Source organism: Cupriavidus metallidurans CH34, from assembly GCF_000196015.1.
GTDB lineage: Bacteria > Pseudomonadota > Gammaproteobacteria > Burkholderiales > Burkholderiaceae > Cupriavidus > Cupriavidus metallidurans.
Window position 1 is genome coordinate 3,690,947 of the sequence record NC_007973.1, and the last position, 15,730, is coordinate 3,706,676.

Here is a 15,730-nt window from a genome sequence, read left to right on the forward strand (position 1 = left end):
TCTCTGATCGGTCTCTGTCAGCGCACCGGCGCTGGCGGAACCGCATCCGCTGCGGCGGCGAAGCGACCCAGATGGGTATCGGCGCTGCCAAGCAGCAAATCGTTGCCGACAAGCCGTTTGCTGTAGTGGCTGATCGGCGTCTCATCCTGCAAGCCAACCGCGCCATGCAATTGCAGGACGTCGAACGCAATGGCGCGGCCAACCACGCCAGACAGGTGCTTCGCCGCGCAGATGCGGCGACGGCGCTCGGCAGGCGGCGCCGCATCCCAATCGGCCAGTACCCGCCTTGCAAGATGACGCGCACCGTTCCAGGCGCGGAAGTGGTCGGCCATGCGGTGTTGAACCACCTGCTGTTCCGCGAGCGTGCGGCCGAACTGCCTGCGCGTGCGCAGGTACTCCGCAGTGATGCCCAGCGCGCGCCGCATGGCGCCGATACTGTCGGCACACAAGGCCAGCGTGGCGAATGTCATGCCTATATCGAGCGCCGTCGCCGCCTGTTCGCCTTGGCCAAGCATGGAGCACGCGCTCAGCCGCACGTTGGTCAGCTGCACTTCCGCCGCGCCGCGGCCGTCATGAAAGCGATAGCCCTGCACGACGACGCCAGAGGCATCGGCCGGCAGATCGAACAGGCCGAGGCTGCCGTCGTCCAGCGTCGCGGCCACGATGAAGTGATGCGCATCGGTGCCGCCCATGACCATTGCATCGTCACCATTGAGCTGCCACTCGTCGCCGACACGCTGCGCGATCACGGTCGGTTGCGGCGTCTTCCCGACGCCTGGTTCCTTCCCGCATAGCACTGCGCAGCGCGCATCACCACCGGCCAATGCGGCCAGGCGCGCATCACGTGACGGGCCGACGGGGAGCGCAAGCAATATCTGCGTACCGAACACCGCGCTCCACGGCACGGGTTCCAGTACCAATGCCTCACCCAGCGTCTCCATCAGTGGGAGCAGATCCGTCATCGGCTGCCCCATGCCCCCTAGCGCCTCCGGTATGGTCAGGCTGGTGATGCCGAGCCCGGCCAGGCCTGACCACGCGGATGCACTGCACCCGCCTGGCGTGTGCATGGCCTGCTGCCTGAACTCGAAGCTGTAATGCTTGCTCAGCCACCGCCTCATCGTGTCGACCATCATGGCCTGTTCGTCGCCAAGATGGTCGTTGCGCGGCACGTCCAGTTCGGTCTGTCCGTCGAAGATCGCCTTGGCGATGATCTGTCGCTGAATTTCCGACGAACCGCCTGCCAACGAACTCCCGCGATAGCGCCACATGTGCAGTGTCTGATTGCCAGCGGACGCGGCATCGTCGGGCACACCAGGCGGCTGGCCATCGAGCGCTTCGGGATAGAGCCGCAGCGAGGCTGTGCCATGTGTATCCATCCGGAACAGATGAAGATCCTGCAGCAGCTGGATGCCCTCGAGCTTCAGCAGCGAAGCTTCAAGATCCGGCCGACCACCTTCGGCCGCCTGCTGGATCGCCGGCCACCACGCGGCTTCGAGCGCGCGCATACGAATTTCCAGTGCGGCATGGCGCCGCGCCGTCAGCGCAAACGCCATCTCCTGTTCGCCGCGCATGGCCGGATCGCCTTCGCCTGGCGGCGGGTGGAGCAGCGCAGCGGCCCTGGCCAGCTCCGCCTTGCACTCCGCCACGCGGGCCACGAACAGGCGTTCGATGACCAACAGGCCCTTGGCGATCGCCCATCCGCCATTGGGCTCGCCAACCAGATTGGCTGCCGGCACGCGCACATCGTCGAAGAACATCTGGACGTGGAAATGCGAGCCGTTGATATACCGGATCGGCCGCACTGTCACGCCGGGGGTGCGCAGGTCCACGAGCAGGATCGAGATGCCATCCTGCTTGCGCGATGCGGCCGGATCGGTACGCACCAGCAACAGCGCCCAGTTGGCCCAGTGGCCGAGGCTTTGCCAGATCTTGCTGCCGTTCACAATCCAGCAATCGCCCTCGCGACGGGCCGTGGTTCGCAGTGCAGCCAGATCCGATCCTGCGTCGGGCTCGGAGTAGCCCTGCGCCCAGAAGTCGTCGAACGACAACATGCCTGGCAGGAACCGCTTGCACTGCTCATCGGTGCCGTGTCGGATCAGCGTCGGGCCGATGGTATCGATGCCGAGGTTCTCGATGTAGGGCGCGTCGCTGGCCGCAAGTTCTTCCCGAAAGATGGCCTGCCGCACCAGCGACCACCCCGTGCCGCCGTGCTCGCGTGGCCAGCCGGGTGCTGCCCAGCCTTGGGCATGCAGGATGCGATGCCAACGCGCCGCCTGTTCCCGCGTGACCAGGCAGTGCGCGCGCGTGGCGGCGCGGATATCCGCCGGCACGGCATTCCTAAGAAAGGAGCGGATCTCGGCGCGGAATGCCTCGTCGCTGTCTTGCGCCCCATCTGATGTTCCAGGATCACGCATCGTCATGGTCTTCACGCTTGCCAGCGTGGCTTGCGTCGCTCCACGAATGCGGCGATGCCTTCCTGCGCGTCCTCGGTAGCAAAGATGTTCCCGAACGTTTCCACCGCGCCTGCCACGCCACGCCGGTAGTCGATGTCGTTAGCCCGCATGAATGCCTGCCGCCCCATCCGCATGATCTCGGGCGATTTCTGGCACAGGGAGCGCGCCAGCGCGCGAGCCTCCTCCATGACGCGCTGTTCTGGCACCACGCGGTTGACCAGCCCCAACGACATGGCTTCCGCCGCATCGAACGAACGCCCCGTGAACAGCAGATCGAAGGCACGATGCCGGCCGATGATGCGCGGCAGATGGGTGTAGTGAATCGCGGGTACCAGCCCGACATCGATCTCCGGATAGCCGAAGGTCGCGGTGTCAGCGGCAACGATCATGTCGCAGTGGATCGCCAGTGTCATGCCACCGCCCCGGGCGGTACCGCCGACGGCGGCGATCGACGGCTTGCCAAGATGGAACTGTGCCTCGCACAGCCCGCTATAGAGCTTCTCCACCAGTGCGTAGCCGCGCGATGGCGGCGCGTCGCGCAGGCTATCGAGTTGCAGCCCGGCACAGAACCGGCGTGGCACGGCGCTGGCCAGTATCACGGCGCGTACCGAGTCGTCCTCGGCTGCTCGGCGCAGCCCTTGCAGCAACGCGTCGATCATCGCCTCGTTCAGCGCGTTGACGGGAGGGCTATCAAGAAGGATCTCCGCGATGTTGTCGCGGACCTCGTAGGAAACGGATGTCATGGGGTTCCACTCATGCAGTGAGAGGGGCCGCGGCCGGCTGGGAATCAGCCTGCGGCAGGTTGGCGGTGGCGATCACGCCTCGCGCCTTGAAATCGGCAATAGCATCGGGGCCGTAGCCAGCCTCGCCGAGTACCTCGTCGGTGTGCTGGCCCAGCAGCGGCGGAGCGCGATGCGCACCACGTGGCGCCTCGCCAAAGCGGATCGGCAAGCCAACGTTGCGAACCTTGCCAAGCACGGGGTGATCGGATTCGACAATCAGTTCGCGTGCCGCAACCTGCTGATGCGCCAATGCGTCGCCGAGCGTGTGAATGGGAGAGCAAGCCACACCCGCCTTGCGCAATGCCTCGATCCAGTGCGCGACTGGCTGCAGCGCAATGCGCGCCTGCACCATCGCCACGGTTTCATCGAAATGCGCGACGCGCGCGGCATTGGTCGCGAACTTGGGTGCGTCGATGACATCGTCGAGTCCGGCGACCGGGCAAAAGCGCCGCCACTGGGCATCATTGCCAACGCCAATCATGATGGGGCCGTCCGATGCCTCGAATACCTGGTATGGCGCCATGGCGGGATGGGCGGTTCCCATTGGGCGCGGCAGCTTCCCGCTGCACCAGTAGTTCTGTGCCAGGTAGCTCATGAACCCCATGGCTGTGTCGAGCAACGACACCTCCAGGAACATGCCTCGCCCGGTCTTCTGTCTCTCGAGCAGGGCCGCCAGGATGCCGCTGAACGCGTGCATGCCCGTCCCCAGGTCTACCGGCGAGAAGCTGGCGCGCGCCAGCTTGCCACCCGCTTCGCCCATGGTGCTGACCATGCCGCTGAACGCCTGCAGCATCACGTCGTAACCAGGTTCCTGGCCTAGCGGGCCCGTTCTTCCGTATCCGGAAATCTCGCAGTAGATCAGCGACGGGTTCATGCCGGACAGCGTCTTGTAGTCCACGCCCAGCCGTGCGGCGGCACCGCTGCCGAAGCCCTGCAGGACCACGTCCGATTTTGCTGCCAACGTCTGCACGATCTGCCTGCCCTCGGCGGTCTTCAGATCGACAGCGAGGCTGCGCTTGTTGTGGTTGACCGCGAGGAAGGTCGCTGACTGGCCTCGGTCCTGCGGCAGCCATGCCCGTGTGTCGTCGCCACGGCCAACCGGTTCAACCTTGATGACTTCTGCGCCAAGCTCCCCCAGGTACTGGCCACACAAAGGACCGGCTAGCACCTTGCTCAGGTCGAGTACGCGGATACCGTTCAATGCAATCATGGATGTATGTCTAATGCTGATGCCGCTTCAAGGACTGCGACTGACCGCCGTCGGGCGGCCCGCGTTGCCGGTGCGCTCTATTCGGGCTTGATGCCTATGGAGCGTGCGAGGTCGGTCCAGCGCGCAGCATCCCGATTGACGAAATCCTGCACACTCGCCGGCGCCATGCGGAATGGCTCCGCGCCACGCGCCACCAGCGCGTCGCCGTAGGTGGCATCCTGCGTGCAGGCCGCCACGGCTTCGCGCAGCGCCTGCAGGACTGGTGCGGGCGTCTTGGCCGAGACCTGCAATGCGAGCCAGAATTTCAGGTCGAGCGCCGGGTAGCCCGACTCCTGTAGCGTCGGCACATCGGGCAGCAATGACGAGCGCGCTGCCGAGGTGATAGCCAGCGCCTTGAGCTTGCCCCCTCGAATCTGCCCGATGCAGGTGGTCATGCTGTCGAAGAGGAAGTCCACATTTCCGGCCATCACGTCGCTGCTTGCTGGCGCGCTTCCCTTGTAGGGCACGGCGACCGCGGTGAACCCCGCTTCCTTCTGGAGCAAGGCGCCATAGATATGCGGGGAGCTACCCGCCCCGTATGTGGCGTAGCTGAGATTGTTCGGACGCTGCCGGCCAAGACGAACCAGATCGGCCAGGTTGCTCACACCGAGCTTGGTGGGATGCACTACCAGCACATTCGGCACGGTGGCGATCACGCCAACCGCCGCCAGATCGCGCCTGGGCTGGAAACGCAGATCGGGGAACATCAGTGGGTTGACCGCGTGCATGCCAACCGTGTTGAGCAGGACCGAATAGCCATCGGCCTCGCTATCGAGCACGGTCTGCGTGCCGAGGTTGCCACCCGCGCCGGGCTTGTTTTCGACCACCACCGGTTGGCCAAGCTTCCGGGACAGTGGCATGGCGATCTGCCGAGCCACGAAATCCCCAGGCCCGCCTGCCGCGAACGGCACCACCAACCGGATCGGCCGCGCGGGCCATGTACTTGCCAGCAATGGCCGCGAAAGCAATGCGATCCCGGTACCCATCAGAAGCTTGCGGCGACTGATACCCATCGTGTCTCCTTTTTGTGGCCGACCCTGTGCTGTCCGGGTAATGCGGCCTGTGTGATGTCGCACTATTGCCCTCGGGCGCATATATGTCCAAGATATCTTTTTGATGTCGGCTATCGTGGCGGCATATACCCCTTGGATCATCGGCCGGACGCATGAGCAGGACGCGCCGGCAAGATCGGAGGACAGGAGACAACTGTGGGAATGCCAGTCGATTTGCGCGCGATGCAGTGTTTTCTTGCCGTGGCAGCGGCGGGATCCATCTCGCGTGCGGCAGAAACCCTTCACATCGCCCAGCCGGCCCTGAGCCTGCAAATCCGGCATCTGGAAGAGGCGCTCGGCGTCACGCTGTTCATGCGCAGCCACAAGGGCGTGGAGCCGACCGTGGCCGGCCAGCGCTTTGAGATCCACGCCCGGGACATCCTGAAGCGCCTCGACATCGCATGTGAGGACGTGCGCGACCTGATGGTCGATCCGGAAGGCAGTGTTGCCATCGGCCTACCGCAATCGATGGCCAAGATCCTGACCGTCCCGATCGTCCGCGAGGTGATCCGGCGATGGCCCAAGGTTCGCCTGCAGGTTATCGAACTCAGCACGGGCTACATCCCCGGCCATCTGCTATCCGGACATATCGACATCGGCCTGACGTTCCGGGCTCATGCCAATTCTGGCCTGCAGTTCGACCAGATCGTCGATGAGGACCTGGTGCTGGTGGGCCCGCCCGGGCAATTCGCCAACGGTCACACGCAGGCGCAGCCCTTGGCCGACACTGTCCGTCTGCGCGACCTGAATCAATACCCAATGATCCTGCCAGCCGGTGAGCACGGCCTACGCGCATTGCTGGATGGCTACCTGAGGACCCAGGGCGTCGACCTGCAGATCCTCGCGGAGGTCAACGCCATCCCGGAACTGATCGCACTGGCGTCTGCCGGCGTGGGATGCACCGTTCTTTCGTATGCGTCGGTGTGCGCCGAAGTGCGAAAGGGCCAACTCTCGGCCGCGCGCATCTGCCAGCCTGCCGTGTCGCGCCCGGTCTATCTATGCCGCTCTGCCACCATGCCCCTATCTATCGCCGCGTCCGCCGTACTGGACCTGCTGACGGAGACCGTGCGAACCGTGCTTGACGATGGCAGTTGGCCGGCACGTATCGGGGAAGTCGCAGATTGACTCGGTACTGCCTGGCAGGGTGAGCCGTATCGTGTTTTTTCGATGCCGGAAAAAGAAAAAGGGGCTTGGCAATTTGCCAAGCCCCTTTGCATTTGGTGGACCGAAGGAGGATCGAACTCCCGACCTCTGCATTGCGAACGCAGCGCTCTCCCAGCTGAGCTATCGGCCCGTAGCGGATGATTGTAGCTGCCTTCAGGCGGCCTTTCAATCGCATTGGCGCAACCGTTGCGTCGATGTCAGGTGGTCGTTATTCCCGGGTTGCCGCTCATGCCGCGCACGGTCGGCAGGTTCAGTGGGCGAGCGCTGACTTCCTTGTTTGTCCGCAGCCACTGGGCCATCACATCCCAGATTGGCGCCCCACCCGCCTGGCGGGCTTCTTCTGATACCGGCGCCCAGCCGGCCACCTTGTAGGTCTTGCCGGTTTCCAGCGGCTTGCCGCCCAGCCGCATGTCGGTGATCCGCTTGCCGATCGGCTGGTTGGGGTCGATCGTGTATTGCAGCCCGCCCACGCGCACCATGTCGCCGCCCTGCTGGTAGTAGGGATCGGGGTTGAACAGGTTGTCGGCCACGTCCTCGAGGATGGTCTTGATGGTCTCGGCGGTCATCGGCGTCACCGTCGTGTACGGGTACGTGACGGCCGTCTGGTCCATCAGGGCTTCCATCGTGATGTTCTCGCCGGGCAGCAGCGTGGTGCCCCAGCGGAAACCGGGGGAGAACGCGATTTCGGCGTCCTGCACGGCCATCAGGCCGTCCAGGATGAGCTGGTCGAAGGTGCCGTTGAAGTTGCCGCGTCGGTACAGCAGGCCGCGGTTGATCGCCAGTACCTCGCTGAGCCTGGACTCGTACGGGGCACGTACCTTGGTGATCAGTGCCTCCATCGCGGGGTCGGCCGGCAGGTAGTCCGCAAAGACCGGCAGCAGTTTGTAGCGGAAATCGGCCACCTTGCCGTTGCGGACGTCGAAGTCGAGCACGCCGAGGAACTTGCCGTTGGAGCCCGCGTTGGTCACCAGCGTCACACCGCCCGAATTCCTGACCTGCACTGGCTTGGGCACGCCGTCATGCGTGTGGCCGCCGAGGATCGCGTCGAGGCCGCGCACCCGCGAGGCGAGCTTGAGGTCGACGTCCATGCCGTTGTGCGACAGCAGAACCACTACCTCCGCGCCCTTGGAACGCGCATCGTCGATCACCTGTTGGAGGTTTTCTTCCTGGATGCCGAAGGTCCAGTCCGGCACGAAGTAGCGCGGATTGGCGATCGGCGTGTACGGGAAGGCCTGCCCGATGATCGCTACGGCCACGCCGTTCATGTCGCGGATCACGTACGGGTCGAAGACCGGATCGCCGAAGTCGTTGGTCTTGATGTTCTGCGCCAGGAACGAGACGCGGCCCTTGAAGTCGTTGTCGACGATCTGCTTCACGCGCTCGGCGCCGAGCGTCATTTCCCAGTGCGGCGTCATCACGTCAACGCCCAGTTGCAGCGCCGCGTCGACCATGTCCTGGCCCTTGGTCCACAGCGCCGTGGCCGAGCCCTGCCAGGTATCGCCGCCATCGAGCAGCAACGCACCGGGCCGGCTGGCCTTCATGCGCTGGATCAGCGTAGAGAGATGGGAAAACCCGCCCACCTTGCCGTAGCGGCGCGCGGCTTCGGTGAAATCGAGGCTGGTGAACGCGTGCGCTTCGGGGGTGCCGGGGCGGATGCCGTACTCGCGCAGAAAGGCCTTGCCCACCAGATGCGGCGGCTTGCCTGCCCACTCCGCCACGCCGAGGTTCACACTGGGTTCGCGAAAATGCACCGGGCGCAGTTGTGCGTGGCAATCGGTGAAGTGCAGCAGGTGGACGTTGCCGAAGCGCGGCACGTCGTAGAACTGTTGCGCGGCGCGCGCGGCCTGTGCGTCGCCGCCCGGGAAAGCCATGCCGCCGGCGCCGGCCACCGCCAGCACCTGCAGGAACTCGCGTCGATTCATACTGATTTCCGTCCGAGTCGTGCGCGCTCAGCGTTTGCCATAGCGCGCCAGGGCGGCGACGTCATCGTCGAGCATCTCGCCCACTTCCTTCTGCACCACGCGGCCCTGCCCGTCCAGCACGTACAGTTCCGGCAGCCCCTTGCGCTTGCCGAAGGCGTGGCGCAGGGCATCGGAATCCATCGTCGCGGGGAAGGTGTAGCCGCGCTGTTTCAGGTACGCCACTGCTTCATGCGGGTGCTTGTCGATGCTGATCGTCAGCACCTGCAGCGGTGTGCCGCGCGTCTTGTCGTACAGGGCCTGCAGGCGCGGGTTCTGCAGCGCGCAGAACGGACACCACGATGCCCAGATCTCGACGACCAGCGGCTTGCCGGCCCACTGCGAGGCAGGTACGGTGCGGCCGTCGAGCAGCTTCACGTCGGGCAGGTGGATCACGTCGCCGACTTCCGCGGCCTGAGCCAACTGCGCTGCCGCGCCAAACGCCGCGACCAGCGCGAGCATCCATGCGACCACGCCGCGCCGAGCCCGCATCATGCGCCCCTTACTGATTGACCGGCGATGCCGGATCGAGCAACAGCGCCATCACGTCGCGGATCTGCTGCTCGGTCAGGATGCCCTTGTGGCCGAAGCGCGGCATGTTGGAGCAGGCGCTGAACGCGTTCGAATCCCAGATCTTGCCCCACGTGTAGCGAACCACTTCCTGCGAGTTGCCGCGCAGCTTTCCGTACTGGTAGAGCGACGGCCCGATATTGCCGAACGAGATCTCGGCCTTGGTCAGCTGGTGGCAGGCGTAGCAGTTGCCGCCGTTGGTGCCGCCCACCGCGTCGGTGAACTGCATGCCCCGGCCGTTCTGCGCGATCTTCTCGCCTTCCTTCCAGTCGCCGAGCCAGTTGTTGTCAGCGGGATACTTCACCTGCTTCAGCTCGGCGGCTTCCACCTTCTTCGCCACGGCGGCCGGCACCTTGCTGCGATCTGGGTACTGGCTGCACGCCTTCTGCGTGGCGTCCTGGTTCAGCACACCCTCGACCGTGGCGGGTCCCTTGGACGTGAAGGACGATTCGATCATCTGGCGCACGTCGGCGTCGGTGACCTTTGTGGTCGCGCCCTTCGTCGTACCCTTTGCCGCCGTCTGCGCCAGCGCCTGCGTGCCGGCAGCCGAGAGCGCCACCATGGCGACCAGCGCCATCGTATGGAGTTTGTTCATGTCGTGGTCTCCTAGCGCTTCATGTTCGGGCCGTCGTACGTGCCGCCGTTGGCGTTCTTCGCCAGGAACATCGTCAGGGCGGTAATCACGTCGGAACCATAGGCCGGTTCGGGGAAGCGCTGCTGGCGCAGGCAGTCGTAAAGTCGGTGCTGCATCGTGCGGACCTCGCCCTGCGAGACGCGGTAGGCGGGCCACGTGGTGTACGCGGCCTCGGCACCCTTCGACGTCAGCAGGTTCGGGAGGTCTTGCAGGCGGATGCGCTGGCCATCCACGGCATGGCAGGTGGCGCAGGCGAAGTCATATGCGCCGCCGCGATAGAAGAACATCTTCTCGCCCAGCGCGTAGACCCGCTTTTCCTCGGGGTGCGTGAGCTGGACGTTCATCTTCACGCCGCGCGACTCGCCGGTCAGGTAGGCAGCCAGGCGTTCGATGTCGGACGGCTTGCCCTGCGACGAGAACGGGTTCTTCGTCGCTTCTTCCTGTGTCAGGCCCTGCAACGTCACGCGGCAGTAAGCCAGGCGCTGCTCCAGGTCCATGACCTTGTTGGTGTCCTTGAAGTAGCGCGGCAGTTCGGCGTAAGCGCCCTTGGTCACGCCCGGGCCCTTGCCCAGGTCGCACTGTTCGAGCGAGACGTTCTTCGGGCCGGCCGGCTTTTTCCACAGTTCCTCGCCGGCGGCTTCCCATAGTTCCGCGGGATTGCCTTCGGCCAGCATCTGACGGTACTTGGCGAGTTCTTCGGCGGTGCTGCCCTGCGCCAGCGCGGGCGCGGAGAGCGTGGTGGCGATCGCCGTGACGGCGGCGGCCACGGCCAGAACGGCAGGAGCGGCGCGGTAGGTGCGGCGGGGACTGCGGCGGGTATTGCTGCGGGTATTGCGCGGGGAAACCATCGGGGCGTTCTCCTCGCCATCTCGCCACATGGTCGGGCGGCGGACGGCTTGCTATGCGGGTCCGGCCCAGGGGCTCATGGCCGGACTTCCGGAAATCGCGCTCGGCGCTCGCGCTTGCAGCGGCGAACGCCTCGCGGACACATCAGGGCTTGAGGTAAGCGTAGCCTTCGTTGAACTGCAGGCGTGCCACTTCCACCACACCGGCGGGCACCACCTTGGCATCCATCAGCAGGTTCTGCTCGGAAATGTGGCGGGCGGCAAGCGTGTTGTGGCAAACGCGAAACTCCACGCCCGACGACGCCAGCGCAGCCACCGGGGCTTCGAACGTGTTGCCGCGCGAATCCTTGGCGCCTTCCACCAGGAAGTCGATGCCGTAGCCAAACGCTACGACGACGATCTTCGTATCCGGCGCGGCGTTCAGGTGATTGCGCAGATTGGCCATGGCACGCACGGCCTGATCGATGCCCTCTGACAACTGATAGACGACCTTGACGCGGCCCTTGCCCAGGATAGGCATGGACGCCTTCTCCTGTGCCGCTGCCTTGGCGGTGAGGCCGATGGCGGCCAGCGCCGCCGTGGCCCGAAAGAATGCTCGCCGCATGGTGCTTCCTCGCTTCGCCCTGGTCAGGCGATGGTGGCTTCGTCGGTACGCTTGTCGCCGCGGTTGTCGACCCAGGTCACAGTGACCTTGTCGCCCTTGGCACCGCCCTTGAACTTGAAATTCAGGAACGGATCCTTCGATACGGCCGGGCCGAACTGGGCGTGGAACACTTCCTTGCCCTTGCACGTGGCGATCACGGTCTGGATATGCCAGGCCGGAATCGTCTTGCCGGAAGCGTCCTTGCGCTGGCCGGTCTCCATGTCGTGCTTCATCAGAATCTTGACGTCAACCACGCCGCCGTTTTCGGTGGCGCGAACGCGCATCGGGTCTGCCATGTGCTTCTCCTGTCAGCAGTAATCTGGAAATCTGGTCCGTGTTCTCGTCTGAACGATGGGGCGTCAGCCGCCGCAGCCGCCCAGCGTGACCTTGATTTCCTTCGATGCCACGTACCACTTGCCGCCGGCCTTGACCGCGGCGTGGACGACCGAGGTCTGGCCCATCTTCACGCGCGTGGAGACGAACGGCTCGGTGCCGGCCGGAATCGTGAAATCGGCGGCCAGCGTGTTCGGGTTCTTTTCCACCAGGATAGCGATCTGCTCGGTATCGGGGATGTTGCTGGTCACGGCCACCGGCACCACGGCACCGTTCTCGGCGATGTCAGGTGCGATGAAGGTGATGGCCGAGCTCTTCTCGGTACCGCTGCCGCCCAGCGCCTTGATCACGTCGGCCACGCTCTTGCCGTCGAAGGCCGTCTTGTTCCACTCCGCGGCCTGCGCCTCGCTGATCAGGCCGGTGGCGGCCATCAGCGACAGCACAGCGGTCATCCGTAGCACGTCTCGTCGTTTCGCATTCATGTTGCTGTATTTCCTGTACTTGCCTTGCTTACCCGGTTTCCCTGGAAGCCGTTTCAAAATGATTCTGGCGCTCGCTCCACTGTCTGCAGCCGCGTGGCTGGCCAGAACTGCTTCGCTTCATTCTGAAACGACTTCTTGCGAACAGTGCGCCGGCATTGCTTTGGTATTTCGCCGGTCATCACGATGGATGTCCTACCGCCAGAAATGGCACGGGCCGCCGGAACATCGGACGGCCCGCGCGGACGTCGCGGCGCTTACTTGGCCGGGGCGCCAGCCAGCACCCACTCCACGACCGTCTTCAGGTCGGCATCGCTGACAGCGGCGTTAGCCGGCATCGGCACCGGACCCCAGACGCCCGAACCACCGTTCTTGACCTTCGCGGTCAGCTTCGCCAGGGCGGTCTTGTCGCCCTTGTACTTGGCTGCCACGTCCTTGTACGCCGGGCCGACCAGCTTCTTGTCGACCTGGTGGCAGCCCATGCAGGCGTTCTTGTTGGCGATTTCCTGGGCCTTGGCGGCATCCACGGCGTGCGCGGATGCGGCGGCGGCCAGGAGAGCGGCGGCGATGACAAACTGCTTCATGTTGTTGTGCTCCAAACTGATTGAGCCGTGGGGACGGCAAGGACGCGCTTGGGGGGGCGATCCCGCGGCGCGGCACGCGCTGGCCGCCGTTGGGCGGGCCTTCTTTCGGGCCTCTGGGCCTCCGGGCCTCTCGGGTGATCGGTGAGAGCGTCTCGGGCGGGTTGCGGCCAGTCCGCTATTTTGCCTCAAGATGCGGCAACGATACGGATTCGCACGTGATATCCATATGCGCAAAAATGCGGGAACGGCGGCTAAATATACGGGTTAACCCTCGAAATCATCGCCCAGCGAGCATCCGACCGGCCCACAGCCGCCCGCCGAACACGTTGAGTAGCAGTCCGGCCATTACCACCAGGGCGCCAGCCCATTGTGTCAGCGCCAATGCTTCGCCCAGCAGCAGGTGTGCGGAGACCAGGCCGACCACCGGCACCAGCAGCGTCAGCGGCGCCACCTTGCTGGCCGCGTAGCGCGTCAGCAGGCGGCCCCACATCGTGTAGCCGAACAGCGTGGCGCAGAACGCCAGGTAGCAGACCGCGAACACACCCATGCCGGAGATATTGGTCAGCGCCTGCGTCATCCGGGCCGGGCCCTCGAACCAGAGCGACAGCAGCGCGAACGGCACGATCGGGATCAGCGCGCCCCACACCACCAGGCCCAGCAGATCCACCGGCCCAATCTTCTTGCTGACGATGTTGCCCGTGGCCCAGCACAGGGCGGCGCACAGCGTCAGCAGGAAGCCGGCCAGCGTCATGCCGCCCGGGCCGTGAGCGGCGCCGCTGCCGATCAGGGCGAGCCCGCAGGCGGCGATGGCCATGCCAGCGATGTTGTGCCAGCGCACCGGCTCGCCAAGCCAGAACCCGGCGATGGCCACGGTGAAGAACACCTGCGACTGCAGCACCAGCGATGCCAGCCCCGCCGGCATCCCGACGGCCATCGCGTAGAACAGGAACACGAACTGCCCAAGGCTGATGGTGGCGCCGTAGGCCACCAGCATCCGCAGCGGAATGCGTGGCCGAGGGATAAAGAAAACAGCCGGAAACGCCACCAGGCAGAAGCGCAGCGCGCCCAGCAGCATTGGCGGCACGCCGACGAGGCCGACCTTGATGACGACGAAATTGACGCCCCAGACCACGATGATGGCCAGGGCAAGCAGACGGTCTTTGGCTTGCATGATCGAAGAGGGATCGCCGCATCCCTGGGGGCGGGATGACCGGCACGGCTAGCGTATCAGCCCGTGGCGGCGCGGCGTTGCACGATCCTGCGGTTTTGCGGCGTGTAGGGTGAGCGGGGCGTGTGGGGCAGCCGGCACTCTGTCAGTGAGTCAGGCGCCCAGCATGTCGGCCCAGATGCTGTGGGCCCAGGCAAGTCCGTACTCACCTTCCCGCCTGCTTGGCGCGACGGACAGCCCGCCGGACCCCGGCACGGTCAGCATGGTTTTCTCGCCGGCATCGTAGCGATGCACGCTGGCCACGTGGATGGCCTCGTTCGACGACGTGAAGCTGTAGCAGGTGTTGGTGTAGACCGGCTCCGGGTCCGGATCCTGACCGGCCAGCAGCCGCAGGATCGCGGCGGCGGCCACCTTGCCGTGCTGATTGGCCATCGTGCCGGACTTGGGCATCAGCGGCGCGATCTGGACGGCGTCGCCAAGGACGTGGATGTCAGGCGCCACGGTCGACGCCATGGTCAGGAAGTCGACCTCGCACCAGCGGCCGTTGGCCGTCGCCAGACCGCTGGCCACGGCGATGGCGCCGGCGCGCTGCGGTGGCAGCAGGTTGATGACGTCGGCCCGCTCGTCGTCCTGCACGTCAAAGCGGATCGTGCGTGTGGCCGGATCGACATCGACGGTCTCGAACTGCGGCCGGTACTCGATCATCCCCTTGTAGCGTGTCTCCCAGACCTTGCGGAACAACGCGCCCTTCGACGTGATGTCCGGGTTCGCGTCGAGCACGAGCACCTTGCTGCGCGGCTTGTGTTGCTTGAGATAGTCGGCAACCAGGCAGGCCCGCTCGTACGGCCCGGGTGGGCAACGATACGGCGCCAGCGGGATCGTGATCGCGAACGTACCGCCATCGGGCATCGCCGCGAGCTGGCGGCGCAGCACGTCGGTCTGCGGACCGGCCTTCCAGGCGTGCACGATCTGATCCCCGCCAGGACGTGCCAGACCTGGGATCGCGCTGGACTGCATCTCCACGCCGGGGGACAGGATCAGGCGGTCATACGGCAGCGTCCCTCCGCCCGCCACCCGGACAGTGCGTGCCGCCGGGTCGATCGCCGTGACCGTGTCGCGCACGTGCTTCACGCCGTGACGACTCACCAGCGTGTCGTAGGGCAGCGTGATGTCGGCCATCTGGCGATAGCCGGCGACAACGAGATTCGACAGCGGGCAGGACACAAACGCCTCGTCGGGCTCGATCAGCGTGACGTCGACAGCACCGTGACTCCAGGTGCGCAGGTAGCGTGCGGCCGTGGCACCGCCAAAGCCACCGCCGACCACCACGACCTTCGCTGCGGTTGCTGCGCGCGCCTGACGCGGCGTCAACATGCCGAGCGTGGTGGCCGCGACACCGGCCAGGGCGGCCTGTAGGACAGAGCGTCTTTGCATGGGCTATTTCTGGTCGGCGAACCACGCGGCCATCGCGAGGATCTGCGCGTCGCTATAGCCCTTGGCGATTTGCGGCATCACGGTCCCGGAGCGCTTGCCGTTCTTGAAATTGAACATCAGCTCGACGAGATCGGCCTGCTGCCGGCCCGCCAGTCGCGGAATCGGACCGTCCGCGGGCGGCTTGCCGTCCGTGCCGTGGCAGACCGCGCAGGACGCGGCGAGATTGCGCGCCTGCATCGTGCGGGCCGCCTGCGCCTCCACGGTCAGCTTGCCGGCTTCGGCCGGCCCGGCGGGTGCCGAAGCCGGCTGCGCGAGCGCCAGCGACGGCGCCACGCAGAAACCCGCCACGACGCCCCTCAGGTACCGCGGCGCGAGCGTCATG

16 protein-coding genes and 1 tRNA gene are annotated in these 15,730 nt (G+C 65.5%); 1 reads left to right on the plus strand and 16 read right to left on the minus strand.

The window, feature by feature from the left end; genetic code table 11:
• Positions 1-17: 17 nt before the first annotated feature.
• From RMET_RS17140 to RMET_RS17155, 4 genes are all read right to left on the minus strand, one after another.
• Positions 18-2,414 carry an acyl-CoA dehydrogenase family protein gene (locus tag RMET_RS17140; protein ID WP_231108915.1) on the minus strand — a complete coding sequence of 799 codons (2,397 nt, stop codon included), beginning with the start codon at positions 2,412-2,414 and terminating at the stop codon, positions 18-20.
• Positions 2,415-2,425: 11 nt separating this feature from the next.
• Positions 2,426-3,196 (minus strand): enoyl-CoA hydratase/isomerase family protein, encoded by a 771-nt coding sequence (locus RMET_RS17145; RefSeq protein WP_011517849.1) that lies wholly within the window; start codon positions 3,194-3,196, stop codon positions 2,426-2,428.
• Positions 3,197-3,206: 10 nt separating this feature from the next.
• A complete protein-coding gene (locus RMET_RS17150) occupies positions 3,207-4,445 on the minus strand; it encodes a CaiB/BaiF CoA transferase family protein (RefSeq protein ID WP_011517850.1) in 1,239 nt (412 codons plus the stop codon).
• A 77-nt stretch (positions 4,446-4,522) separates the two neighbouring features.
• Complete coding sequence (locus tag RMET_RS17155) at positions 4,523-5,497, minus strand: Bug family tripartite tricarboxylate transporter substrate binding protein (RefSeq protein ID WP_011517851.1); 975 nt, start codon at positions 5,495-5,497, stop codon at positions 4,523-4,525.
• A 201-nt stretch (positions 5,498-5,698) separates the two neighbouring features.
• On the opposite strand from RMET_RS17155, the gene RMET_RS17160 reads away from it, so the two are divergent.
• Positions 5,699-6,661 carry a LysR family transcriptional regulator gene (locus RMET_RS17160; RefSeq protein ID WP_011517852.1) on the plus strand — a complete coding sequence of 321 codons (963 nt, stop codon included), beginning with the start codon at positions 5,699-5,701 and terminating at the stop codon, positions 6,659-6,661.
• Between the two features lie 93 nt (positions 6,662-6,754).
• On the opposite strand, the gene RMET_RS17165 is transcribed toward RMET_RS17160, so the two are convergent.
• The 12 genes from RMET_RS17165 to RMET_RS17220 form a co-directional block, all read right to left on the minus strand.
• Positions 6,755-6,830 (minus strand) — tRNA-Ala (locus tag RMET_RS17165).
• 67 nt (positions 6,831-6,897) lie between these two features.
• Positions 6,898-8,622, minus strand: coding sequence for a thiosulfohydrolase SoxB (soxB, locus tag RMET_RS17170; RefSeq protein ID WP_011517853.1), 1,725 nt, complete (start codon positions 8,620-8,622; stop codon positions 6,898-6,900).
• Between the two features lie 27 nt (positions 8,623-8,649).
• Positions 8,650-9,150, minus strand: coding sequence for a TlpA disulfide reductase family protein (locus RMET_RS17175; protein ID WP_011517854.1), 501 nt, complete (start codon positions 9,148-9,150; stop codon positions 8,650-8,652).
• Positions 9,151-9,160: 10 nt separating this feature from the next.
• A complete protein-coding gene (gene soxX / locus RMET_RS17180; RefSeq protein ID WP_011517855.1) occupies positions 9,161-9,823 on the minus strand; it encodes a sulfur oxidation c-type cytochrome SoxX in 663 nt (220 codons plus the stop codon).
• An 11-nt stretch (positions 9,824-9,834) separates the two neighbouring features.
• Positions 9,835-10,710: a sulfur oxidation c-type cytochrome SoxA gene (gene soxA / locus RMET_RS17185; protein WP_011517856.1), complete on the minus strand. Its 876-nt coding sequence runs from the start codon at positions 10,708-10,710 to the stop codon at positions 9,835-9,837.
• A 142-nt stretch (positions 10,711-10,852) separates the two neighbouring features.
• Entirely contained in the window at positions 10,853-11,311 is a 459-nt protein-coding gene (locus tag RMET_RS17190; protein WP_011517857.1) for a DsrE family protein, read from the minus strand.
• 23 nt (positions 11,312-11,334) lie between these two features.
• Positions 11,335-11,646 carry a thiosulfate oxidation carrier complex protein SoxZ gene (gene soxZ, locus RMET_RS17195; protein WP_008646443.1) on the minus strand — a complete coding sequence of 104 codons (312 nt, stop codon included), beginning with the start codon at positions 11,644-11,646 and terminating at the stop codon, positions 11,335-11,337.
• A 63-nt stretch (positions 11,647-11,709) separates the two neighbouring features.
• Complete coding sequence (gene soxY, locus RMET_RS17200) at positions 11,710-12,165, minus strand: thiosulfate oxidation carrier protein SoxY (protein ID WP_011517858.1); 456 nt, start codon at positions 12,163-12,165, stop codon at positions 11,710-11,712.
• Positions 12,166-12,419: 254 nt separating this feature from the next.
• Positions 12,420-12,746, minus strand: a complete 327-nt coding sequence (locus RMET_RS17205; RefSeq protein ID WP_008646439.1) for a c-type cytochrome — start codon at positions 12,744-12,746, stop codon at positions 12,420-12,422.
• A 277-nt stretch (positions 12,747-13,023) separates the two neighbouring features.
• The gene (locus RMET_RS17210) at positions 13,024-13,917 is read right to left on the minus strand and encodes an O-acetylserine/cysteine exporter (RefSeq protein ID WP_011517859.1); all 894 of its coding nucleotides are present in this window, start codon (positions 13,915-13,917) and stop codon (positions 13,024-13,026) included.
• A 150-nt stretch (positions 13,918-14,067) separates the two neighbouring features.
• Positions 14,068-15,348, minus strand: a complete 1,281-nt coding sequence (locus RMET_RS17215; protein ID WP_011517860.1) for an NAD(P)/FAD-dependent oxidoreductase — start codon at positions 15,346-15,348, stop codon at positions 14,068-14,070.
• A 3-nt stretch (positions 15,349-15,351) separates the two neighbouring features.
• On the minus strand, positions 15,352-15,729 hold the full coding sequence (locus RMET_RS17220; protein WP_011517861.1) for a c-type cytochrome: 378 nt from the start codon (positions 15,727-15,729) through the stop codon (positions 15,352-15,354).
• Position 15,730: the final 1 nt, after the last annotated feature.

Coding starts and splice junctions, on each gene's coding strand:
- RMET_RS17140 (WP_231108915.1), bottom strand. CDS start 2,414: ATGCGTGATCCTGGAACATCAGATGGGGCGCAAGACAGCGACGAGGCA.
- RMET_RS17145 (WP_011517849.1), bottom strand. CDS start 3,196: ATGACATCCGTTTCCTACGAGGTCCGCGACAACATCGCGGAGATCCTT.
- RMET_RS17150 (WP_011517850.1), bottom strand. CDS start 4,445: ATGATTGCATTGAACGGTATCCGCGTACTCGACCTGAGCAAGGTGCTA.
- RMET_RS17155 (WP_011517851.1), bottom strand. CDS start 5,497: ATGGGTATCAGTCGCCGCAAGCTTCTGATGGGTACCGGGATCGCATTG.
- RMET_RS17160 (WP_011517852.1), top strand. CDS start 5,699: ATGCCAGTCGATTTGCGCGCGATGCAGTGTTTTCTTGCCGTGGCAGCG.
- soxB (WP_011517853.1), bottom strand. CDS start 8,622: ATGAATCGACGCGAGTTCCTGCAGGTGCTGGCGGTGGCCGGCGCCGGC.
- RMET_RS17175 (WP_011517854.1), bottom strand. CDS start 9,150: ATGCGGGCTCGGCGCGGCGTGGTCGCATGGATGCTCGCGCTGGTCGCG.
- soxX (WP_011517855.1), bottom strand. CDS start 9,823: ATGAACAAACTCCATACGATGGCGCTGGTCGCCATGGTGGCGCTCTCG.
- soxA (WP_011517856.1), bottom strand. CDS start 10,710: ATGGTTTCCCCGCGCAATACCCGCAGCAATACCCGCCGCAGTCCCCGC.
- RMET_RS17190 (WP_011517857.1), bottom strand. CDS start 11,311: ATGCGGCGAGCATTCTTTCGGGCCACGGCGGCGCTGGCCGCCATCGGC.
- soxZ (WP_008646443.1), bottom strand. CDS start 11,646: ATGGCAGACCCGATGCGCGTTCGCGCCACCGAAAACGGCGGCGTGGTT.
- soxY (WP_011517858.1), bottom strand. CDS start 12,165: ATGAATGCGAAACGACGAGACGTGCTACGGATGACCGCTGTGCTGTCG.
- RMET_RS17205 (WP_008646439.1), bottom strand. CDS start 12,746: ATGAAGCAGTTTGTCATCGCCGCCGCTCTCCTGGCCGCCGCCGCATCC.
- RMET_RS17210 (WP_011517859.1), bottom strand. CDS start 13,917: ATGCAAGCCAAAGACCGTCTGCTTGCCCTGGCCATCATCGTGGTCTGG.
- RMET_RS17215 (WP_011517860.1), bottom strand. CDS start 15,348: ATGCAAAGACGCTCTGTCCTACAGGCCGCCCTGGCCGGTGTCGCGGCC.
- RMET_RS17220 (WP_011517861.1), bottom strand. CDS start 15,729: ATGACGCTCGCGCCGCGGTACCTGAGGGGCGTCGTGGCGGGTTTCTGC.